The sequence below is a fragment of the Streptomyces sp. NPDC102258 genome (assembly GCF_055584685.1).
The window spans coordinates 117,847-135,913 of record NZ_JBVJLO010000002.1; the positions used below are offsets into that span (position 1 = coordinate 117,847).

General features: G+C 74.2%; 17 protein-coding genes. All 17 read right to left on the reverse strand.

Features of this window, described 5'->3' with window-relative positions; translation table 11 throughout:
• Positions 1–40: 40 nt before the first annotated feature.
• The gene (locus ACZ6ZT_RS03765; RefSeq protein WP_469715216.1) at positions 41–2,125 is read right to left on the reverse strand and encodes a galactose-binding domain-containing protein; all 2,085 of its coding nucleotides are present in this window, start codon (positions 2,123–2,125) and stop codon (positions 41–43) included.
• A gap of 156 nt (positions 2,126–2,281) precedes the next feature.
• Positions 2,282–2,758: a GNAT family N-acetyltransferase gene (locus ACZ6ZT_RS03770; RefSeq protein WP_469715218.1), complete on the reverse strand. Its 477-nt coding sequence runs from the start codon at positions 2,756–2,758 to the stop codon at positions 2,282–2,284.
• 134 nt (positions 2,759–2,892) lie between these two features.
• The gene (gene hypE / locus ACZ6ZT_RS03775; protein ID WP_469715814.1) at positions 2,893–3,882 is read right to left on the reverse strand and encodes a hydrogenase expression/formation protein HypE; all 990 of its coding nucleotides are present in this window, start codon (positions 3,880–3,882) and stop codon (positions 2,893–2,895) included.
• Between the two features lie 79 nt (positions 3,883–3,961).
• Entirely contained in the window at positions 3,962–5,191 is a 1,230-nt protein-coding gene (hypD, locus tag ACZ6ZT_RS03780) for a hydrogenase formation protein HypD (RefSeq protein WP_469715219.1), read from the reverse strand.
• Complete coding sequence (locus ACZ6ZT_RS03785) at positions 5,188–5,544, reverse strand: HypC/HybG/HupF family hydrogenase formation chaperone (RefSeq protein ID WP_469715220.1); 357 nt, start codon at positions 5,542–5,544, stop codon at positions 5,188–5,190. The genes hypD and ACZ6ZT_RS03785 overlap by 4 nt, the downstream gene beginning before the upstream one ends.
• Positions 5,513–7,897: a carbamoyltransferase HypF gene (hypF, locus tag ACZ6ZT_RS03790; RefSeq protein WP_469715221.1), complete on the reverse strand. Its 2,385-nt coding sequence runs from the start codon at positions 7,895–7,897 to the stop codon at positions 5,513–5,515. The genes ACZ6ZT_RS03785 and hypF overlap by 32 nt, the downstream gene beginning before the upstream one ends.
• Positions 7,897–8,802 carry a hydrogenase nickel incorporation protein HypB gene (hypB, locus tag ACZ6ZT_RS03795; RefSeq protein ID WP_469715222.1) on the reverse strand — a complete coding sequence of 302 codons (906 nt, stop codon included), beginning with the start codon at positions 8,800–8,802 and terminating at the stop codon, positions 7,897–7,899. Before hypB ends, hypF begins: the two co-directional genes overlap by 1 nt.
• 3 nt (positions 8,803–8,805) lie before the next feature.
• A complete protein-coding gene (locus ACZ6ZT_RS03800) occupies positions 8,806–9,201 on the reverse strand; it encodes a hydrogenase maturation nickel metallochaperone HypA/HybF (protein ID WP_469715224.1) in 396 nt (131 codons plus the stop codon).
• 115 nt (positions 9,202–9,316) lie between these two features.
• Positions 9,317–9,418: a DUF6893 family small protein gene (locus tag ACZ6ZT_RS03805; RefSeq protein ID WP_469715225.1), complete on the reverse strand. Its 102-nt coding sequence runs from the start codon at positions 9,416–9,418 to the stop codon at positions 9,317–9,319.
• Positions 9,415–9,996 (reverse strand): hydrogenase maturation protease, encoded by a 582-nt coding sequence (locus tag ACZ6ZT_RS03810; protein WP_469715226.1) that lies wholly within the window; start codon positions 9,994–9,996, stop codon positions 9,415–9,417. Before ACZ6ZT_RS03810 ends, ACZ6ZT_RS03805 begins: the two co-directional genes overlap by 4 nt.
• Positions 9,993–11,417, reverse strand: coding sequence for a hypothetical protein (locus ACZ6ZT_RS03815; RefSeq protein ID WP_469715227.1), 1,425 nt, complete (start codon positions 11,415–11,417; stop codon positions 9,993–9,995). The genes ACZ6ZT_RS03810 and ACZ6ZT_RS03815 overlap by 4 nt, the downstream gene beginning before the upstream one ends.
• Positions 11,414–12,142: a DUF6084 family protein gene (locus tag ACZ6ZT_RS03820; protein ID WP_469715228.1), complete on the reverse strand. Its 729-nt coding sequence runs from the start codon at positions 12,140–12,142 to the stop codon at positions 11,414–11,416. Before ACZ6ZT_RS03820 ends, ACZ6ZT_RS03815 begins: the two co-directional genes overlap by 4 nt.
• The gene (locus ACZ6ZT_RS03825) at positions 12,139–12,789 is read right to left on the reverse strand and encodes a DUF5947 family protein (protein WP_469715229.1); all 651 of its coding nucleotides are present in this window, start codon (positions 12,787–12,789) and stop codon (positions 12,139–12,141) included. The genes ACZ6ZT_RS03820 and ACZ6ZT_RS03825 overlap by 4 nt, the downstream gene beginning before the upstream one ends.
• Positions 12,786–13,316 (reverse strand): hypothetical protein, encoded by a 531-nt coding sequence (locus tag ACZ6ZT_RS03830; RefSeq protein ID WP_469715231.1) that lies wholly within the window; start codon positions 13,314–13,316, stop codon positions 12,786–12,788. The genes ACZ6ZT_RS03825 and ACZ6ZT_RS03830 overlap by 4 nt, the downstream gene beginning before the upstream one ends.
• Entirely contained in the window at positions 13,313–15,097 is a 1,785-nt protein-coding gene (locus ACZ6ZT_RS03835; protein WP_469715232.1) for a nickel-dependent hydrogenase large subunit, read from the reverse strand. The genes ACZ6ZT_RS03830 and ACZ6ZT_RS03835 overlap by 4 nt, the downstream gene beginning before the upstream one ends.
• Before the next feature lie 70 nt (positions 15,098–15,167).
• Positions 15,168–16,223 carry an NADH-quinone oxidoreductase subunit B family protein gene (locus ACZ6ZT_RS03840; protein WP_469715234.1) on the reverse strand — a complete coding sequence of 352 codons (1,056 nt, stop codon included), beginning with the start codon at positions 16,221–16,223 and terminating at the stop codon, positions 15,168–15,170.
• Between the two features lie 78 nt (positions 16,224–16,301).
• Positions 16,302–18,059, reverse strand: a complete 1,758-nt coding sequence (locus ACZ6ZT_RS03845; RefSeq protein WP_469715235.1) for an enoyl-CoA hydratase-related protein — start codon at positions 18,057–18,059, stop codon at positions 16,302–16,304.
• Positions 18,060–18,067: the final 8 nt, after the last annotated feature.

Sequence of the window (18,067 nt, forward strand, 5' to 3'; positions counted from 1 at the left end):
ACCAGGGGGTCTGGTCCGGCCGGCCCCGGTCGGTGCGGCGTCAGCCGCCGTAGACGCCCACTTCGCGCAGGGAGTAGCCCCACTGCGTGCCGCGGCCGACGCCGTGGACGCGTACGTAGCGCGCCGTGGTCCCGGCGAACAGCGCGGTGTCCAGGCCGCCGTCACCGGTCGTCGTCGACCAGGCGGTCCGCCAGTCCGAGCCGTCCGTGGAGAGCTCGACGCGGTACGCCTTCCCGTACGCGCGCTCCCAGTCGAGCGTCACCCGCCCCACCAGGCTCGCGCTTCCCAGGTCGACGGTGAGGGACTGGTCGTCGCTCCAGTCGCTGGCCCAGCGGGTGTCCCGGTCACCGTCCACGGCCCGGCCCGGCGCGTAGCTGGTGAACGGGTTCCACTCGGCGGAGCTCGCCGAGGCGGCGGCGCCCGCCGCGAGGTTCACCCCCGCCCGGTGCCGCTCGGTGGCGCCCCAGGTCGTGAGGTAGGACTCGGCGCCCCGGAACAGGTCGTCCACCACGTCCTGGCCGCCGACGAGCCGGATGTCCTCGATCCAGTCGGGGACCAGTCCGTAGTGCGCCGCGCCGTCGGTGTTGAGGTCCCACGTCCGCTGCCCGGCACTCACCCGGTCGAGGACGGAACCGCCGTCGGTGCTGCGGAAGGGGTACGTCACCGCGTTCGGGGCGCCGGCGCCGCGCGGGCCGGGCCAGCCGCCGACGCCGTTCATGTCGGTGCCGTAGCCGTAGCCCACGTGGTACTTCTCGCGCAGCGCGTCGGTGCGCTTGGCCTCGGCGCTGAAGGCCTCGGAGCCGTTCATGTACTGGGCGGCGAAACCGCCGAGCTTGTAGAGGCGCTCGGTCCAGCCGAGGTCCATCCAGCTGTGGGAGGAGAGCACGCCCGGGTAGGACGCGGACTCCATGATGTCGAAGGCCCGGCCCGCGGCCTTCACGCTCATGTGGTCGACCTCCAGCATCATCTTGCGCTGCATCATCCCGCGTACGGCGTACTCGCCGAGGTCGGTCAGGCCGCGGGTGTTGCACTGCGCGTCGGCCGCGTACGACGGGACGGACACGCCGGCCGGGAGCTCCTTCTGGGCCTGCGGGGCCGGGGCGAGGCCGATCGGGTTGTCCTTCTGCGGTCCCGTGCACTTCTCCGTCTGCCAGAAGGTGCCGGTCGACAGGAACTGGCCCACGTTGATCGCGGTGCCCAGGGTGCCCTCGTCGAAGCGGACCCCGCACAGGGCGTTGTCGAACTTGTGGCACAGGAACATGCTGCGCACGCCCAGCCGGTGCAGCTCGTCCAGGCCCCGGTCGATGTCGGCCTTGCTGCACTGGGAGACGTCCAGGACCTGCTTGCAGCCGAAGGGCTCGGAGGTCTCCACACCGAGGACGACGGCCAGCTTGCCCTGCTTGACCACGTCGCGGGCCTGCGCGGAGTCGGTGACGATGCGGAACCAGCCCTTGCCCGGGCCGCCGTACATCGTGTCGATGTAGGCCTGCATGTCGTAGGTCTTCTGCGCCTCCAGGCGGATCGCGGTCATCTCGTCGCAGCCGCGGTCCTTGAAGAAGTAGACCGAGCAGATGACCCCGTTGGTGACCAGGTCGTTGACCAGCACCCGCTGGCCGCCGCGCCAGGCACGCTCGATCCAGGCGTAGTAGTTCTGCTGGTGGGTCAGCGAGTCGTGGGCGGGCCAGTCCTTGAAGGTGGGCCAGCCCACGGGGTCGTGCTTGCCGTCACCGCCCTTGGTGATCATGTCGAAGACGGCGAGGGTGCCGTCGGGGTAGTGCTCGGGGCAGTCCTTGAGCGCGTCGGCGACCCCGAGCTCGGAGAAGGGCTTGCCGCAGATGAGCCGGCCGCCGAAGCCCTCGTTGGACATGATGTGGTCGTGCGCGTCGACGAAGCCGCGGACCCGCCCCTGGGCGTCGGTGCCCTTGAAGGGCTCGCCGGTGACGTTAACCTGCGCGTCGGGCTGGGGGCGGGCGGTGGGGGTCCACCAGTCGGTGTCGGCCGAGGAGCTGGGTACGGGTCCCAGCAGTACGGCCAGGACGGCGGCGACGAACAGCGACAGGAGTGCCAAGGGCCGGCGGCGCCCGCGGCGGGGGCGTCGCGGGCGGGGGTGAGGGGTCAAGGTCATCACTCGCGTCTTCGGTCGGCGGAGGGGCGCGGACGAATCCGGGCATGAATTGTCATGCCCCGCACAAACAGTGCGTCGAGAATCCCGAGTGCCGCGAGCGGAGTCAAGGGTCCGGGACGGATGACCTGATGGACCGTCGGAAAATCGAGCGGACTCCTAGGAGTCGGCCTGAGCCGGTGCGGCGGCCGGGGCCATGTCGTACGTGACCCACATGGTGCGGGTGGCCACCTGGTCGTACTTGGCGCGGGCCCGGTGGTTGTCGTCGGCGGTGATCCAGCGGACCACGCTCCAGCCGCGCTCCCGCGCCAGCTCGCTCAGCGCGCCGAGCAGCAGGTCGGCGGCGCCCGAACCGCGGTGCTCCGGAGCCACGAACAGGTCGTCCAGGAAGCAGCCGACCGTCGCGGACAGCGGCCGGGCGAACGGGCGGTAGTGCGCCAGCCCCAGGAGGCGGCCCGCGCCGTCCTCGGCGACGAGCGCGCCGACCTCGTGAGCGGGATCGTTGATCCACCCCCACACGGTGGCGGCGGCCGACTCCGTCTGCTCCACCCGGTAGAAGTCGGCGTAACCGCGGTAGAGGACGCGCCAGTGCGCGAAGTCGGCGGGGCGGGCGGCGCGGACGGTGATGTCGGACATGGGGGCGGCTCCTGGATCGGGGGCGGAGCAACCGATCATGCGGGGAACCGGGCGCCCGCGGGGCCTGCCGCCATGTCGAAACACGGACCGCGAGCCCGCCGCCGTGGACAGGTCGGCGGGCTCGCGGGACGGCCTCAGCAGATCCGCGGAAGCTGCTCGCCGAGCGGCAGGTCGACCACCCGGGTCCCGCCCAGGCCGGTCCGGGCCACGACCATGCCCGGGTGTGCGGCGACGGCCTCGCCGATCACCGCCGCGCGGCGGCCCAGCGGATGGGCGCGCATCGCGTCGAGGACGGCGTCGGCATGCTCGCGGGGCACGAACGCGACGAGCTTGCCCTCGTTGGCCACGTACAGCGGGTCGAGCCCGAGGATGGCGCAGGCGTTCGCGACGGCCTCGGGGACCGGGACGCTGCCCTCGTGCAGGACGACCCCGGTGCCGGAGGCGGCCGCGATCTCGTTCAGGGAGGCCGCGAGTCCGCCCCGGGTGGGGTCGCGCAGGACGTGCAGGTCCGGGGTGACCGCGAGCATGGCCTGTACGAGCCCGCCGAGGGCCGCGCAGTCGCTCTCGATGTCGACCCCGAACTCCAGGCCCTCGCGCACGCTCATGATGGCCACCCCGTGGAGGCCGATCTCGCCGCTGACGATCACCACGTCCCCGGGGACCACCCGCTGCGGGCGCAGGTCCACCCCGTCCGGGATCAGCCCGATCCCCGCCGTGTTGAGGTAGATCCCGTCCCCGTGACCGGCCTCGACGACCTTGGTGTCCCCGGTGACGACCTCCACGCCGGCGGCCCGCGCGGCGGCGCCCAGCGCCTCGGCGGCCCGGGCCACCACGGACATCTCGACGCCCTCCTCCAGGATGAACCCGCAGGAGAGGTAAGCAGCCCGGGCCCCGCTCATGGCCAGGTCGTTGACGGTGCCGTTGACCGCCAGGTCCCCGATGCTCCCGCCGGGGAAGAACAGCGGGCGCACCACGTAGGAGTCGGTGGAGAAGGCCAGCCGTGCGCCGCCCAGGGTGAGGGCGGCCGAGTCCCCGAGCCGGGCCAGAGCCTCGCCGCCGTAGGCCGGGGCGAAGAGGTGCTGGACCAGTTCGGCCGAGAGCGCGCCGCCCCCGCCGTGGCCCATCACGACCCGGGGGTGGTCGCGCAGCGGGGCGGGGCAGGTCCAGCCGGTGACGTCGAGGACGGCCTCGGACGGTGCGGTCTCAGGCAACGGGGCTCGCCTCCAGCGCGGCGTTCGCGGCGTTCGCGGCGTTCGGTACGGGGGCCGGTGCGGGATCCGGCGTGGCATCCGGTACGGGATCCGGTACGGGATCCGGCGCGGAGCCCGCGGTGGCGGGCGCCGGCAGGTCCAGGCGCCGGTAGAGGTAGTACGCCGCGCACGCGCCCTCACTGGACACCATCGTGGCGCCGAGCGGATTGCGGGGGGTGCACAGACCGCCGAAGGCCTCGCACTCGTGCGGCTTCAGCAGCCCCTGGAGCACCTCCCCGCTGCGGCACGCGGCCGGCTCCCGGGTGGTGATCCCGGTGACGGAGAAGCGGTGCTCGGCGTCGAACTCCCGGTAGCGCGGCGACAGCCGCCAGCCGCTGTCCGGGATGACGCCGATGCCGCGCCAGGCCCGGTCGGTGACCTCGAAGACGTCCTCCAGCATCGCGAGCGCGGCCGGGTTGCCCTCCGGGCGGACGGCTCGCGCGTACGCGTTGTCGACGGTGTGCTCCCCGCGCTCCAGCTGCCGCACCGCCCGCCGCACCCCTTCGAGGATGTCCAGCGGCTCGAAGCCCGTCACCACGATCGGCACCCGGTGGCGCTCCGCCAGCTCCGGGTACTCGGAGATCCCCATCACGCTGCACACGTGCCCGGCGGCCAGGAAGCCCTGCACCCGACAGCTCGGCGACCGCATGATCGCCTCGATCGCGGGGGGCACCCGGACGTGCGAGACCAGCAGGCTGAAGTTGCGGATGCCGAGCTTCCTGGCCTGGTACACCGTCATGGCGTTGGGCGGCGCGGTGGTCTCGAAGCCGATGCCGAAGAAGACCACCTCCCGCTCCGGGTTCTCCCGCGCGATCCGCAGCGCGTCGAGCGGGGAGTACACCACCCGTACGTCGCCGCCCTCGCTCCGCACCCGGAACAGGTCGCGGCCCGTCCCGGGGACGCGGAGCATGTCCCCGAACGAACAGAAGATCACCCCGGGCCGGGAGGCGATCTCCAGCGCCTTGTCGATGACCTCCAGCGGCGTCACGCACACCGGACAGCCCGGCCCGTGGATCAGCTCGACCTGCTCCGGGAGCAGTTGGTCGATGCCGTGCCGGATGATGGTGTGCGTCTGCCCGCCGCACACCTCCATCAGGGCCCAGGGCCGGGTCACGGTCGCGTGGATGTCGTCCAGCAGCCGCCGGGCCAGCGCGGGGTCCTGGAACTCGTCGATGTACTTCACCGGGGTACTTCCTCCTGCCGGACGTCGGCCGTGTGCGGTGCGGCGGGCGCCGCCGGTTCGTCGGCGAACGGCCAGTCGCCGCCGGCGGCCTCGGCCGCCTGCTCCCAGGGATCGCCGAACTCCTCCTGGAGCAGGCCGAGTTCCGCGAAGAGTTCGAGGGTCTGCCGGGCCGACTCCTCGTCCAGGCGCTGGAGCGCGAACCCCACGTGGACGATGGCGTACTCGCCGACCCGCAGGTCCGGCAGGTACTCCAGGCACACTTCCTTCTGGACGCCGCCGAAGTCGACGGTGGCCATCCGGGTGCCGTCCTTCTCCCCGATCTCAATCACTCTGCCGGGTACCGCCAGGCACATGGGCTTCTCCTCGCTGTGGGTGTTCCGTGACGGGCGCGGCCGCCGCCACCATGAGCTGGCCGAGCGCCAGCCCGCCGTCGCCCGGCGGGACCGCGCCGTGCCGCAGGACGGTGAACCCCCGCGCGCGCAGCAGCCGTGCGCAGGCGGAGGAGAGCAGGGTGTTGGCGAAGACCCCGCCGGTCAGCGCCACCGTGTCCAGGCCGTGCCGGTCCCGGGCGAGCCCGCACAGCGTGGCGACGAGGTCCGCGACGGCGCCGTGGAAGCGCGCGGCGATCAACGGCCGCCCCGCCCCGGCCCGTACGTCGGCCACCACCGCGGCCAGCACCGGCGCCGGGTCGGCCGTGACCGGGCCCGCGGCCCCGGCGGGGGGCGTACGGAGGGCGAACGCGTAACCGCTGGCGGCGTCGGGCGGGGCGTCGGGCACCCCGACCGCGGCGCCCTCCAGCTCGATGGCGGCCTGCGCCTCGTACCCGGCGTGCTGGCAGACGCCCGCCAGCGCCGACACGGCGTCGAAGAGCCGGCCCATGCTGGAGGTGGGCACACAGTTCAGCCCCCGCTCCAACTGCGTCCGCAGGACCCGCAGTTCCCCGGGCGGGCAGGCGCGCACGCAGGGCAGGTCCGGCGCCCAGTCCAGGCCCGCGGCCCACAGGTGCGCCAGGGCCATGCGGTAGGGCCGCCGTACGGCCGCGTCGCCGCCGGGGAGCGGTACGTAGGCCAGGTGGGCGAAGCGCGCGTAGCCGGCGTAGTCGGCGAGCAGCACCTCCCCGCCCCACACGGCGCCGTCGTCCCCGTACCCGGTGCCGTCGAAGGCGACCCCGATGACCTCGCGGGTCCCGTCGAGGCCGTGCTCGGCCAGCGCGGAGGCGACGTGCGCGTGGTGGTGCTGTACGAGGACCAGCGGGCGCCCGCCGGCCTGCTCGCGGGCCCAGCGGCCGGAGCGGTAGCCGGGATGCCGGTCGGCGGCGAGCCGGGCGGGGGAGACGCCGGTGACGGACTCCAGCTGCCGCTCGGCGCGGGCGAAGGCGTACCCGGTGGCGAGGTCGTCCATGTCGCCGATGTGGGCCGACAGCCAGGCGCGGCGGCCCTCGCCGAGGCAGAACGCGTTCTTGAGGTCACCGCCCACGGCGAGCGTGGCCGGGACCGGCAGCGGCAGGGTGAGCGGCAGCGGCGCGTACCCGCGCGAGCGGCGCAGCACCACCGTCTCCCCGTCGCAGACCCGTACGACGGAGTCGTCGCAGGGCACGTGGATCGGCCGGTCGTGCGTCAGCCAGGCGTCGGCGAGCGGGGCGAGGCGCTCCAGGGCCTCGGCGTCGTCGGTGACGATGGGCTCGCCCGACAGGTTCCCGCTGGTCATCACCAGCAGCCGCGGGCCCTCCGGGTCGCCGTCCAGGCCGAGCAGCAGGTGGTGGAGGGGGGTGTACGGGAGCATCACGCCGAGGTCGGGGCTGCCGGGGGCGACGCCGGGCAGCGGGGCGCCGTCCGGGCGGCGGCGCAGCAGCACGATGGGCCGTACCGCCCCGGTGAGCAGCTCCCGCTCCTCGGGGCCCAGCCGGACGAGGCCCTCGACGTCGGCGGGCTCCCGGGCCATCAGCGCGAACGGCTTGGCCCCGCGGTCCTTGCGGCGGCGCAGCGCGGCGACGGCCCCGGGGTGGGTGGCGTCGCAGGCCAGGTGGTACCCGCCGAGCCCCTTCACGGCGAGCACCGCGCCGTCGGCCAGCAGCGCACGGGCCCCGGCGACCGGGTCGGCGTGGGTCACCTCGCGCGGCGGCCGCCCGGCGAGCAGTCGCAGCCGGGGCCCGCAGGCCGGGCAGGCGACCGGCTGGGCGTGGAAGCGGCGGTCGGCGGGGTCGGCGTACTCCCGGGCGCAGTCGGGGCACATCGGGAAGCGGGCCATCGTGGTGTGGGCCCGGTCGTAGGGGAGCCCGGTGACGATGGTGAAGCGGGGGCCGCAGTGGGTGCAGGTGATGAAGGGGTGGCGGTGGCGGCGGTCGGCCGGGTCCGCGAGCTCGGCGAGGCAGTCGGCGCAGGTGGCGACGTCCGGGGAGACCAGCGTCCGGCCGGGGCCGCCGGTGCGCGAGGCGATGATGGTGAACCCGGCGTCCCCGACGGGCGCCACCCGGCGGTGGTGGACGGCGTCCACCACGGCCAGCGGGGGCGCGTCGGCGGCGAGCCGCTCGCAGAACTCCGACACGGCGGCGGGGGCGCCCTCCACCTCGGCGACCACCCCGTCCGGGGTGTTGGTGACGTGCCCGGCGAGACCGAGACCGGTGGCCCGGGTGTACACGTACGGCCGGAACCCGACGCCCTGGACCACCCCGCGCACGGTGACCCGGCGGCGCTCCGGTGCCTCCATCAGCGGGCCGGCGCGACGGCCGGACCGGCCGGACCGGCCGGGGCGTGGCGGTCGCCGTGGCCGTGGCGGTGGGTGTCGACGTGCGGATGCGGGTGCGTGTGCGTGTGCCCCGGGCCGTGCTCGTGGCCGTGGTCGCCGTCTTCGTGCTCGTGGTCGTGCTCGTCGTCGTGCTCGTGGTCGTGGTCGCAGTCGGGCGCGTGCCGCTCCTCGGCGAGGCGCTGGCGGGCCATCACGGGGACGTGCGCCGCCGCACCCGCGGCGACCGCCAGGGCCCGTTCCAGCAGCAGGCCCGTGCCCTCGTCCGCGCGGACCGAGGTGAGCAGCACCTCCACCCCCGGGTTGACCCGCTGGACGTTCGCGCGGAAGGCGGCCTCGTCGAACTCCACGGCCGCCGCGATGTCGGTCTTCGTGACCACCACCAGCTGGGCCAGCCCGAAGGCGGTCGGGTACTTGAGGGGCTTGTCCTCGCCCTCCGTCACCGACGCCAGCACCACGCGCAGCGACTCCCCGAGGTCGTACGAGGCCGGACAGACCAGGTTGCCGACGTTCTCCACGAAGAGCAGCCGGGTGTCCTCCGGCAGCCACCCCGCCAGGTGGCGCCCCAGCATCGGCGCCTCCAGGTGGCAGAGCCCGTCGGTGAGCACCTGCTTGACGGGGACGCCCGAACGGGCCAGCCGCAGGGCGTCGTTCTCGGTGGCCAGGTCCGCGGTGAGGGCGGCGACCGGCACGCCCCGTTCCCGCGCGAGCGTCAACTCCCGTTCCAGCAGGGCGGTCTTGCCGCTGCCGGGGCTGGACAGCAGGTTGACGACCGCCGTCCCGCGCGCGGCGAGCGCGGCGCGCAGCGAGCGCGCGGCGCCGTCGTTCTTGGCGAGCACCGCCTGGTGCAGGTCGACCACTCGGCACATGGTTCAGGCCTCCTCGGAGATCGGTTCGCGGCGGGGGGCCACGGGCGCGGCGTCCTCCCAGGTCACGCTGAGCACGCACAACTCGCGCCCCGAGAGCAGCTCCACCTGAGTGGCCCGGCCGCAGGCGGGGCAGCACAGGTCGGGCGGCATGCCCACGGGCCACTCGCCCGCGCAGGCGCCGCAGCGCGCGCGGGCCGTCACCGGCCGCGTCACGAGCTCGGCGCCTTCCAGCACCGTCCCGGCGCAGACCAGCTCGAAGCAGAAGGCCAGGGCGTCCGGAACCACCCCGGCCAGCTCACCGACCTGGAGCTCGACCCGGCTCACGGCGCTCGCCGCGCCCGTCCGGGCCGCCTCTTCCACCTGGCCAACGACCGCCATGGCGATCGACATCTCGTGCATGGGACTCCGTCCTGCCGGGGCTCATTACACCGGCCGGACGCGGGCGCGACGGGCGGGCACGCCGACGTGCGGGACGCCCCGTACGCCATTCGGGCGGGCGGGGCGTCCCGGGTGCTCACATGGAGCGGATGCGCAGGTAGCGCCTGAGGTCGGGGAGGGCCTGCGCCAGTACGGCGACCAGGACCACGCCGGTGACGGCGATGACGGCCTTCTTCATGGGGTTCTCCTCGGTTCGCGCGGGGTCGGTTCGGCGGCGCCCACGGGGACGGCGTCCCCGTCTTCCCCCTCGGCCCCGTACGGGTCCTGGCGCCGGAGCAGGTCCAGCAGCATCCGTACGGCCTCCGGCACCGCGGCGGCCACCGGGGCGCTCAGCCCGATGCCCTCCTCGACGCGGGCGGGTTCGCAGCCGACGACGAGCGTGCGCCGGGGCGGGGTGGCGCCGGTGCCCGCGCACAGGGTGCCCAACAGGGCCAGGACGGTGTCGGGGGACATCTGGTGGCCGTCCAGGGCCGGCGCGCCGACGGCGCCCCCCGGCTCCCCGGCCTCGATCAGGTACAGCGTCCCGGGGGCGCCGCCGCGCGCGGTGGCGTCGACGAGGACGAGGGTGTCGTAGCCGTCGAGGAGCTGGTAGGCGAGGTGGACCCCGCGCACCCCGAAGTCCACCACCTCGACCCCCTCGGGCAGGGGATGGGCGCTCAGGGCGCGGACCGTCTCCACGCCGAATCCGTCGTCGCCGAGGAAGACGTTGCCGATCCCGGCGACCAGCACCGGGCCGCCGCCCCCGCCGCCGCTCACGCGTCCTCCAGGGGGGTGACCTCGTCCGGCTGGAAGTACAGGAACCGGCCCTGCTCCCGGCGGATGTCGGCGCCGGGGTCGCCCTCCACGGTGACGGCGAGGTGCACCCCGCCGTCGACGTCGTGCAGGACGGTCTCGACCAGCGCGGTACGCCCCTTGAGGAACAGGTCCTGGGCGTCGGTCCGGCGCAGTCCCGGCCGCAGCACGACCCGGCTGCCCGCGCCCACCTCGACCCCGTCGACCGTGACCCGGTCCGGGACGGGCCCCGCCGGGTCCGCGCCGGCCGGGTCCCACCAGGGGGTGTCGGGCCGGAACACCGCCTCCTCGGCGGGGAGTTCCGTCAGGGCGGGCGGTCCGTCGAAGGCGTCCGGGCCGGTGATCTCGCGCAGTCCGCGCACCGCCCCGTGCAGCCGCTCCAGCACCTCCGGCGGCATCGACTCGGCGAGCTCGATCACGGCGGCCGCCCGGGCGTCCGTGCCGCGCGCCTCCCGCTTCTCCTCGTCGGTGAGCGTGGCGGTGCGCAGCGCGAGGATCTCGTCGATCTCCAGGGCGTCGTACATCGCCCCGGCGCTCTCGGGCGCGATGGCCGGGTGGTCCTCCAGGATGATCGGGGAGGACAGGACCACGTCGGAGCGGCCGGGGCCGCCCGCCAGCACCGGCCAGGTGTGCCGGTTCTCGCAGGCGGCGACGGCGCCCCTGGCCCACTCGGGCGGGTCGGTCATCGACAGGAACGAGCCGGCGCTGAGCCCCAGCAGCAGGTGCGCGCCGACCAGCGAGCGGGGCAGGGCCGCCTCCCGGGTGGCGTCCGCGCCGTCCGGGGTCCACGGGCTGGTGTTCTCCACGACCGCGGTGAGCCGCAGCACCCGGTAGGGGCCGTCGAGTGCGGTCGCCGAGACCCGTACGAGGCCCTCGGCCTCGGCGGTGCGCCGCACGAGCCGGCCGAGGACGCGCCCCTCGGCGTCCCGTACGGGTTCGCTCTCCTCCCGGGCCGGCCGGGTGAAGGGGAGGACGACCTTCTCCCCGGCCAGCGAGGCGACGGGGACGGCCAGTTCCACCCGTTCCTCCGTGCCCTCGTCCCAGGGGACCAGGATCCGGTCGGGCAGGCGCAGTTCGGCGGTCTCCTCGAAGCCGCCGTCGGCGCGCAGGCGCTCCACCGTGCGCCGTTGGCCGTGCAGGAAGCGCAGTTCCAGGTGGAGCACGGCTTCGCCCCGGGGTTCCATCAGGACCTCGGTGCGCTGGAAGGAGTGCTCGCCGTGCGCGGGGGCCCAGGCGGGCGGGACGAGGACGCCGAACTGCCAGCGGAGCCGGTTCTTGGCCGCCGACGCCCGGTACGGGTAGAGCACGTACCCCTCGAAGAGGACGGCGTCCGCGACGTGCCGGGCGGTGTCGAAGCGGGAGTCCCGCTCGGTGGCGGCGGTCACGGGGCCGCCCTCTCGGTGACGGTGACCCGCGGCCGCACGGTCCCCAGCCGCAGCGGGGGCGGCGCCGTCCCGCCCCCGGGCTCGCCGCCGCCCTCGGCGCCGTCGAGGAGCCGGCGTACCGTCGACTCCCAGGAGGCGAGCGCGTGCCGGGAGCGGAAGGCGAGCAGCTCCGCCATCAGGTCGCCCGGCAGCCGCAGCCAGCCGCAGCCCGGGAAGTGCTGCTCGACCATCTCCCGCCACACCGCCGCCGGCATCCGGTACGAGGCTTCGCGGTCCCAGGGCACCGGCTCGACCCGGAAGCCGCCGTCGCCGGTGAAGGCCGTCCCCGAGAACAGCATCAGCAGCGGCGCCTCGCCCTCCTCCAGGGCGCTGAAGTAGCGGGTCGCCGCGATGTCCATGTCGTAGGTGCAGGGCACGACCAGATCGGTCTCGGTCTCCCCGGTGAAGCTTGGCACCATCAGCGCCACCTGCGCGAACTGCACCGGCAGCAGCGTGCTGCCCCAGCGGGACCGCTCCCCGAACAGGTCGCCCAGCGCCGCCACCTCGCCGTCCGCGTAGCTCCGCCGGGCCGGCTCGATCCGCAGCTGGCAGCGGAGCGCGAGCGCGTGCACCCGCACCCCCGCCCCGGCGCTGATCCGCAGCCGGAAGACCAGCGTCGGGCCGGCGGCGTACGGGTCGGCCCGTACGCCGACGCAGGAGAAGGCGAGGTCGGTGGCGCCGCTCATGACGGCGCTCCCTCGGCCAGCACCCGGGAGCGCCGCTCGACCCGCTCGAAGAACGCGTCCAGCGCGGCCCGGGCCTCGGCCCCGCCGTCGAAGCCCTGCCACAGCAGCCGCATCCGCCCCACCAGCTCGTAGCAGATGTCGATCGGTACGAGGTGGCAGCTGGTGCGGCCCTCCGAGCGGCGCAGCAGCAGCGCCTCCACGTCGGGTTCGAGCAGATCCGAGAGCCGGCCCGCGCCGAGGACGCGCTGCCAGACCTCCGGGTCGAGTTCGCTCTCGGTGGCCCCGGCGGGGCTCGGGTAGAGGGCGACGAGCCGGTCGAGCGCGGCGTTGCGGAAGAAGAACGCCACGCCGACCGGGATCTGCAGCAGCTCCCAGGCTCCGTCGTCGAGCCGGTGCCCGGGGTCGGCCAGGTACCGGTCGGGGACCGCGCGGAAGCGGCCCGTCACGATGCCCGGCCGGTCGAACAGCAGGGCGCAGCCGATGCAGGCACAGACCAGCGTCCGCTTCTCGGTCTCCACCAGGTGGCGGTGGCCGTCCTCGGCCACCACCGTCCCGCACAGCTCGCAGCTCTCGGGGCGGGGCGGGCGCGGGCCCGCGAACCGGCGCAGGCCGCGCGGGCCGCCCGTCAGGACGCCGGGCGCCGTCACGGCACCCGCACCGGGGCGTTCGGGCGGGTCCCGATCTGGAGCAGGGGCGGCGCCGGGGCCGGAGCGGGCTCCGCCTCCACCGCCGTCACCTCGGGCGCGAAGCAGGCCAGCGCCTCCTCCAGCCCCCGCGCGGCCTCCTCCGCCGAACCGCTCCCGCAGCCGCAGCCGGAGGCCGCCGCGGCCCGGGGGCGCACCCGCAGCACGCCGGTGGCCTCCTCGAAGCCGACGAGCTCCATCGCGTCCCCGGCGGCGCCGAGCGCGCGCCCGATCCGCGTCCGGACGTCCTCGGGGTGCAGGTCGTGCAGCGAGAGCAGGCTCGCCACCAGCTCGTCGTCCAGCACCGGGGCCAGGGCCCGGGCGCCGACCCGCTCCACGATCCGGGCCAGCCCGGCCCCGTAGAAGTCCATCAGCACGCGCACCAGTTCCTCGGCCGCCGCGCACGCCGCGCGGTCCCCGCCGGCGGCGAGCCCGTCGAGGACCTCCTCCACGCGCGCGCCCGCCTGCCGGGCGTCCGTGGCGGCGCTCATCCGCCCAGTCCGCTCAGGCCGGTGGGGACGTGCATCGTCTTGACCGTCTTGCCGCCGCCCACGTACATGTGGACCCCGCAGGGCAGGCACGGGTCGAAGCTGCGCACCGCGCGCATGATGTCGATGCCCTTGAAGTTCTCCGGGGAGTTCTCCTCGAAGATCGGGGTGTTCTGCACGGCGTCCTCGTAGGGGCCCGGGGTGCCGAAGGTGTCGCGCGTACTGGCGTTCCACGGGGTCGGCGGGTACGGGTGGTAGTTGGCGATCTTGCCGTCGCGGATCACCATGTGGTGCGACAGCACGCCGCGCACCGCCTCGGTGAAGCCGACGCCCAGGCCCTCGTCCGGCACCTCGAACTTCTCCCAGGTCTGGGTGCGTCCGGCGCGGACCTCGGCCAGCCCCTTCTCGGCGCAGTGCAGCGCGATCGCGGCGGCGTAGGCCTGGAAGTACGTGCGGGCGCGGTTGCGCTCCAGCGCGTTGCTCCACTGCGGGATCTTCCACTCGAAGCGGGTCTCGGGCTTCGTCATCGTCTTCGGCAGGGTGATGACCACGCTGTGGCCGGTGGCCTGCACGTAGTCGGTCTGCACCAGTCCGGACAGCGCCGTGGACCACAGGCGGGCGATGGGGCCGCCGCCGGTGTCCAGCGCGAGGTGGTCCTTGCCGTCGAACCAGCGCGGCGACATCACCCAGCTGTACTTGTCGTCGAAGTTCCGCTTCTGCGGGGCCGGGATGGTGTGCTGGTTCCACGGGTGGCGCGGGTCGACCGGGTTGCCGAGCGGGTCGTGCGTGACGAACTGCTCCCGGCCCTCCCAGTCGTCGTAGTACGAGCTGCCCAGCAGGATGCGGATGCCGAGGTTGATCTCGGTGAGGTCGTTGGTGACCAGCTTGCCGTCCACGATCACGCCCGGGGTGACGAACATCTTCCGTCCCCAGTCGGTCATGTTGGCGTACGTGAAGTCGCAGTGCTCCGGGTCGTTGAGCGCGCCCCAGCAGCCCAGCAGCACGCGCCGCCGGCCGACCTCCTCGTACCCGGGCAGGGCCTCGTAGAAGAAGTCGAAGAGGTCGTCGTGGAGCGGGACGACGCGCTTCATGAACTCGCAGTACCGCATCAGGCGGCTCAGGTAGTCCGTGAAGAGCTGCACGGAGGCGATGGTGCCGACGCCGCCCGGGTAGAGGGTGGAGGGGTGCACGTGGCGCCCCTCCATCAGACAGAACATCTCGCGGGTGTACCGGCTGACCTGGAGGGCCTCGCGGTAGAACTCGCCCTCGATGGGGTTGAGGGAGCGCATGATGTCGGCGATGGTCTTGTAGCCGTGCTCGCCGGCGTGCGGGGCCGGGGTGCGCTCCGCCTTCTCCAGGACGCCCGGGTTGGTCTCGCGGACCATCTTCTCGCAGTAGTCGACCCCGACCAGGTTCTCCTGGAAGATGTTGTGGTCGAACATGTACTCCGCCGACTCGCCGAGGTTGATGATCCACTCGGCGAGGTGGGGCGGCTTCACCCCGTAGGCCATGTTCTGCGCGTACACCGAACACGTGGCGTGGTTGTCACCGCAGATCCCGCAGATCCGGCTGGTGATGAAGTGCGCGTCGCGGGGGTCCTTGCCGCGCATGAAGACGCTGTAGCCGCGGAAGACCGACGAGGTGCTGTAGCACTCCGCGACCCGCTTCTGCTTGAAGTCGATCTTCGTGTGGATGCCGAGGCTGCCCACGATCCGGGTGATCGGATCCCAGGCCATCTCGACCAGGCCGCTGCCGTCGCCGGCCGCCTTCGTCTTCGGTGTCATCGTGTCTGCCGTGACCCTTCTTCGGTGCGGGGGTGGGTGCGTGCGGTGCGGGGGAGGAGGCCGCCGGCGCTCACCAGGGCGGGCGGTAGCCCGTGGTCAGCGTGCGGCCGCTCTGGCGCCACTTCGGTTCCTGGTCCACGGTGTGCGCCGTGATCGAGCGCAGCTTGCGGACCACCGCGCCGTACGCGCCGCTCGCCTTGCTGGAGACCTTCGCGCCGGGGGGCTCGTCCATGAACGGCATGAACTTGTCGGGGAAGCCGGGCATCGTGCAGGCGATGCAGATGCCGCCGACGTTCGGGCAGCCGCCGATCCCGTTCATCCAGCCCCGCTTGGGCACGTTGCACTTGACGACGGGCCCCCAGCAGCCCAGCTTGACCAGGCACTTGGGGGAGTCGTAGGCGTGCGCGAACTGGCCCTGCTCGTAGTAGCCGGCCCGGTCGCAGCCCTCGTGGACGGTGGCGCCGAACAGCCACGTGGGACGCAGCTTGTCGTCCAGCGGGATCATCGGCGCCGAGCCCGCCGCCTGGTACAGGAGGTAGGTGAGGGTCTCGGAGAAGTTGTCGGGCTGGATCGGGCAGCCGGGCACGCACACGATCGGGATCCCGGCCTTGGACGTCCAGTCCCAGCCGAGGTAGTCCGGCACGCCCATGGCGCCCGTCGGATTGCCCTCCATCGCGTGGATGCCGCCGTACGTGGCGCACGTGCCGATGGCCACCACGGCCAGCGCCTTGGGGGCCAGCCGGTCGATCCACTCGCTGGTGGTGATGGGCTGACCGGTCTGCGGGTCGTCGCCGAACCCGCACCAGTAACCCTCGGGCTTGATCTTCTCGTTGGGGATCGATCCCTCGACCACCAGCACGAACGGGTCGATCTCCCCCCGCTCGCCCTTGAAGAACCACTCGATGAACGTGTCCGCGCCCCCGACGGGGCCGCACTCGAAGTCGATCAGGGGCCAGTGCACGGCGATCTTGGGGAGACCGGGCAGGACCCCCATGACGATCTCCTCGATGCTGGGCTGCATCGCTGCCGTGAGCGAGACGGAATCGCCGTCGCAGCTCAGCCCCGCGTTGATCCAGAGGATGTGGATCGGGGGGTCCTCTGCCGGGGCGGACGGTGCTGCATCCATACGGATGCCTCCTTCGGGACGGGCGGGGAGGGGTACGGGGCGGGATGCGCGGCGGGCCGGTCGGCCCCACCCTTCTTGCTAACAGCCCCCCGGCCCGGACGCCCCGTCATGTACGGCCGGTGGGGTGACGGCCGCGGCGGGCCGCGCGGGACGGGCCCGGACGAGGTGCGGTGGCGTCCCCGCCGGAGCCTCCTTGCGTACGAAGGCCCGGCGCAGGGCGTGGTAGGGCGCCCCGGGGTCGAAGAAGGTGCGGTGCATCGCCGCCAGCTCCGCCTCCCGGTACGAGGCCAGCGGCCGGGCCGCCTCGTCGCGCTCCCGCAGCGCCTTCTTGGCGGCCGTCCGGGAGTGGGCGGCGGGCAGCGCCGCCAGGTGCGCCGCCAGCCGCGCGACCTCCCCGGCGAAGGCCTGCGGCGCGCAGTCGACGATCCGGTCCACCAGCCCGGCCCGCTGCGCGGCGGCGGCGCTCACCGGGAGCGCCTCCGAGGTCAGCCGGTCCGCGGCGGCCGCCCCGACGCGGCGCGGCAGCGTGTACGTCCAGTACTCGGAGCCGGACAGCCCCATCAGGCGGTAGTGCGGGTTCAGCACCACGCCCGCACGGCACCAGACCTCGTCGGCGGCGAGCGCCAGCATCGCCCCGCCCGCGGCGGCGTTCCCGCCGAGCGCGGCGACGACCAGCCGGTCGGTGGTCGTCAGGACCGCCTCGACCAGGTCGTCCATGGCGTTGATGTTCTCCCAGGACTCCCGCGCCGGGTCGGCGGCCGCCTCGATGACGCCCAGGTGGATCCCGTTGGAGAAGAAGTCGCGGCCCCCGCCGAGGACGAGCACCGAGGTGGGCCGGGCGCAGGCGGCCCGGTAGGCGTCCAGCAGCCGGCGGCACCGCTCGGTGCTCATGGCGCCGCCGGGGAAGGCGAACGACAGGAACCCGACCGGCCCCTCCTCCCGGTAGCGGATGTCGGCCCAGGTACGGCCCCGGGCGTCGGCGTGCGGCGGCGGCGCGGGGTGCTCCCGCAGCGGGGGCAGCCGGTCGCCGAGCGCGAGGGTGGCGGGGAGCTTCACCGGCGCCGGCTCTCCCGGGATCCGGCGGGCCCGCAGCTCCGGGATCCACACGGCGCCGTCGGCGGTGGCCCGGCAGACCGCGCCGGCCCGCGTCGCCAGCAGCTCACCGGCCCGGCCGCGCAGCCGGGGCTCCGGGTGGCCGCCGTGCAGGTACCACTCCCCGCCCAGCAGCTCGTCCAGTACGCCCGGCTGGGAGTCGGCGGCGCGCAGCGTGCGCAGGACCCGGTCGGTGGAGTCGCTCTGCCAGTCGATGCGGCGGGCGTCCTGGCGCAGGTACGGGAGGGTGCGGGCGGCGGCCGGGTCCTGGGGGAGGGGGACGTGGGTGCCGGACGCGACGCGCTCGACGGCGAGCAGCACGGCCCGCAGCGCCGCGTCGGCGATCTCCCCCCGGTACAGGTCGCTCTTGGCGACCGGCGGCACCGGGCACTCGACGCAGGCCCACACGTCGCCCGCGTCCATCTCCGCCCCGGCCTGGAGCACGGTCACGCCCCAGCGGGTCACCTGCTCCTGCACGGCCCGGTCGAGGGAGGAGGGGCCCCGGTCGCCGACCGGCCCCGGGTGGACGATCAGGCAGGTGCGGGCCGCCCAGACCTCTTCGGGGAGCGCCGTCTTCAGCATCGGGGCGAGGACCAGGTCGGGATCGTGGCGCCGCACGGCGTCGGCCAGGCGGACGCCGGGCAGGGCCAGTTCCACCGCCACCCGGTGGCCGTGGTCGCGCAGCTCGGCGTGGACGCGCTGCGTAAGGCTGTTGAAGGCGCTCGCGACGAGCAGGACGTACACGGGTTCTC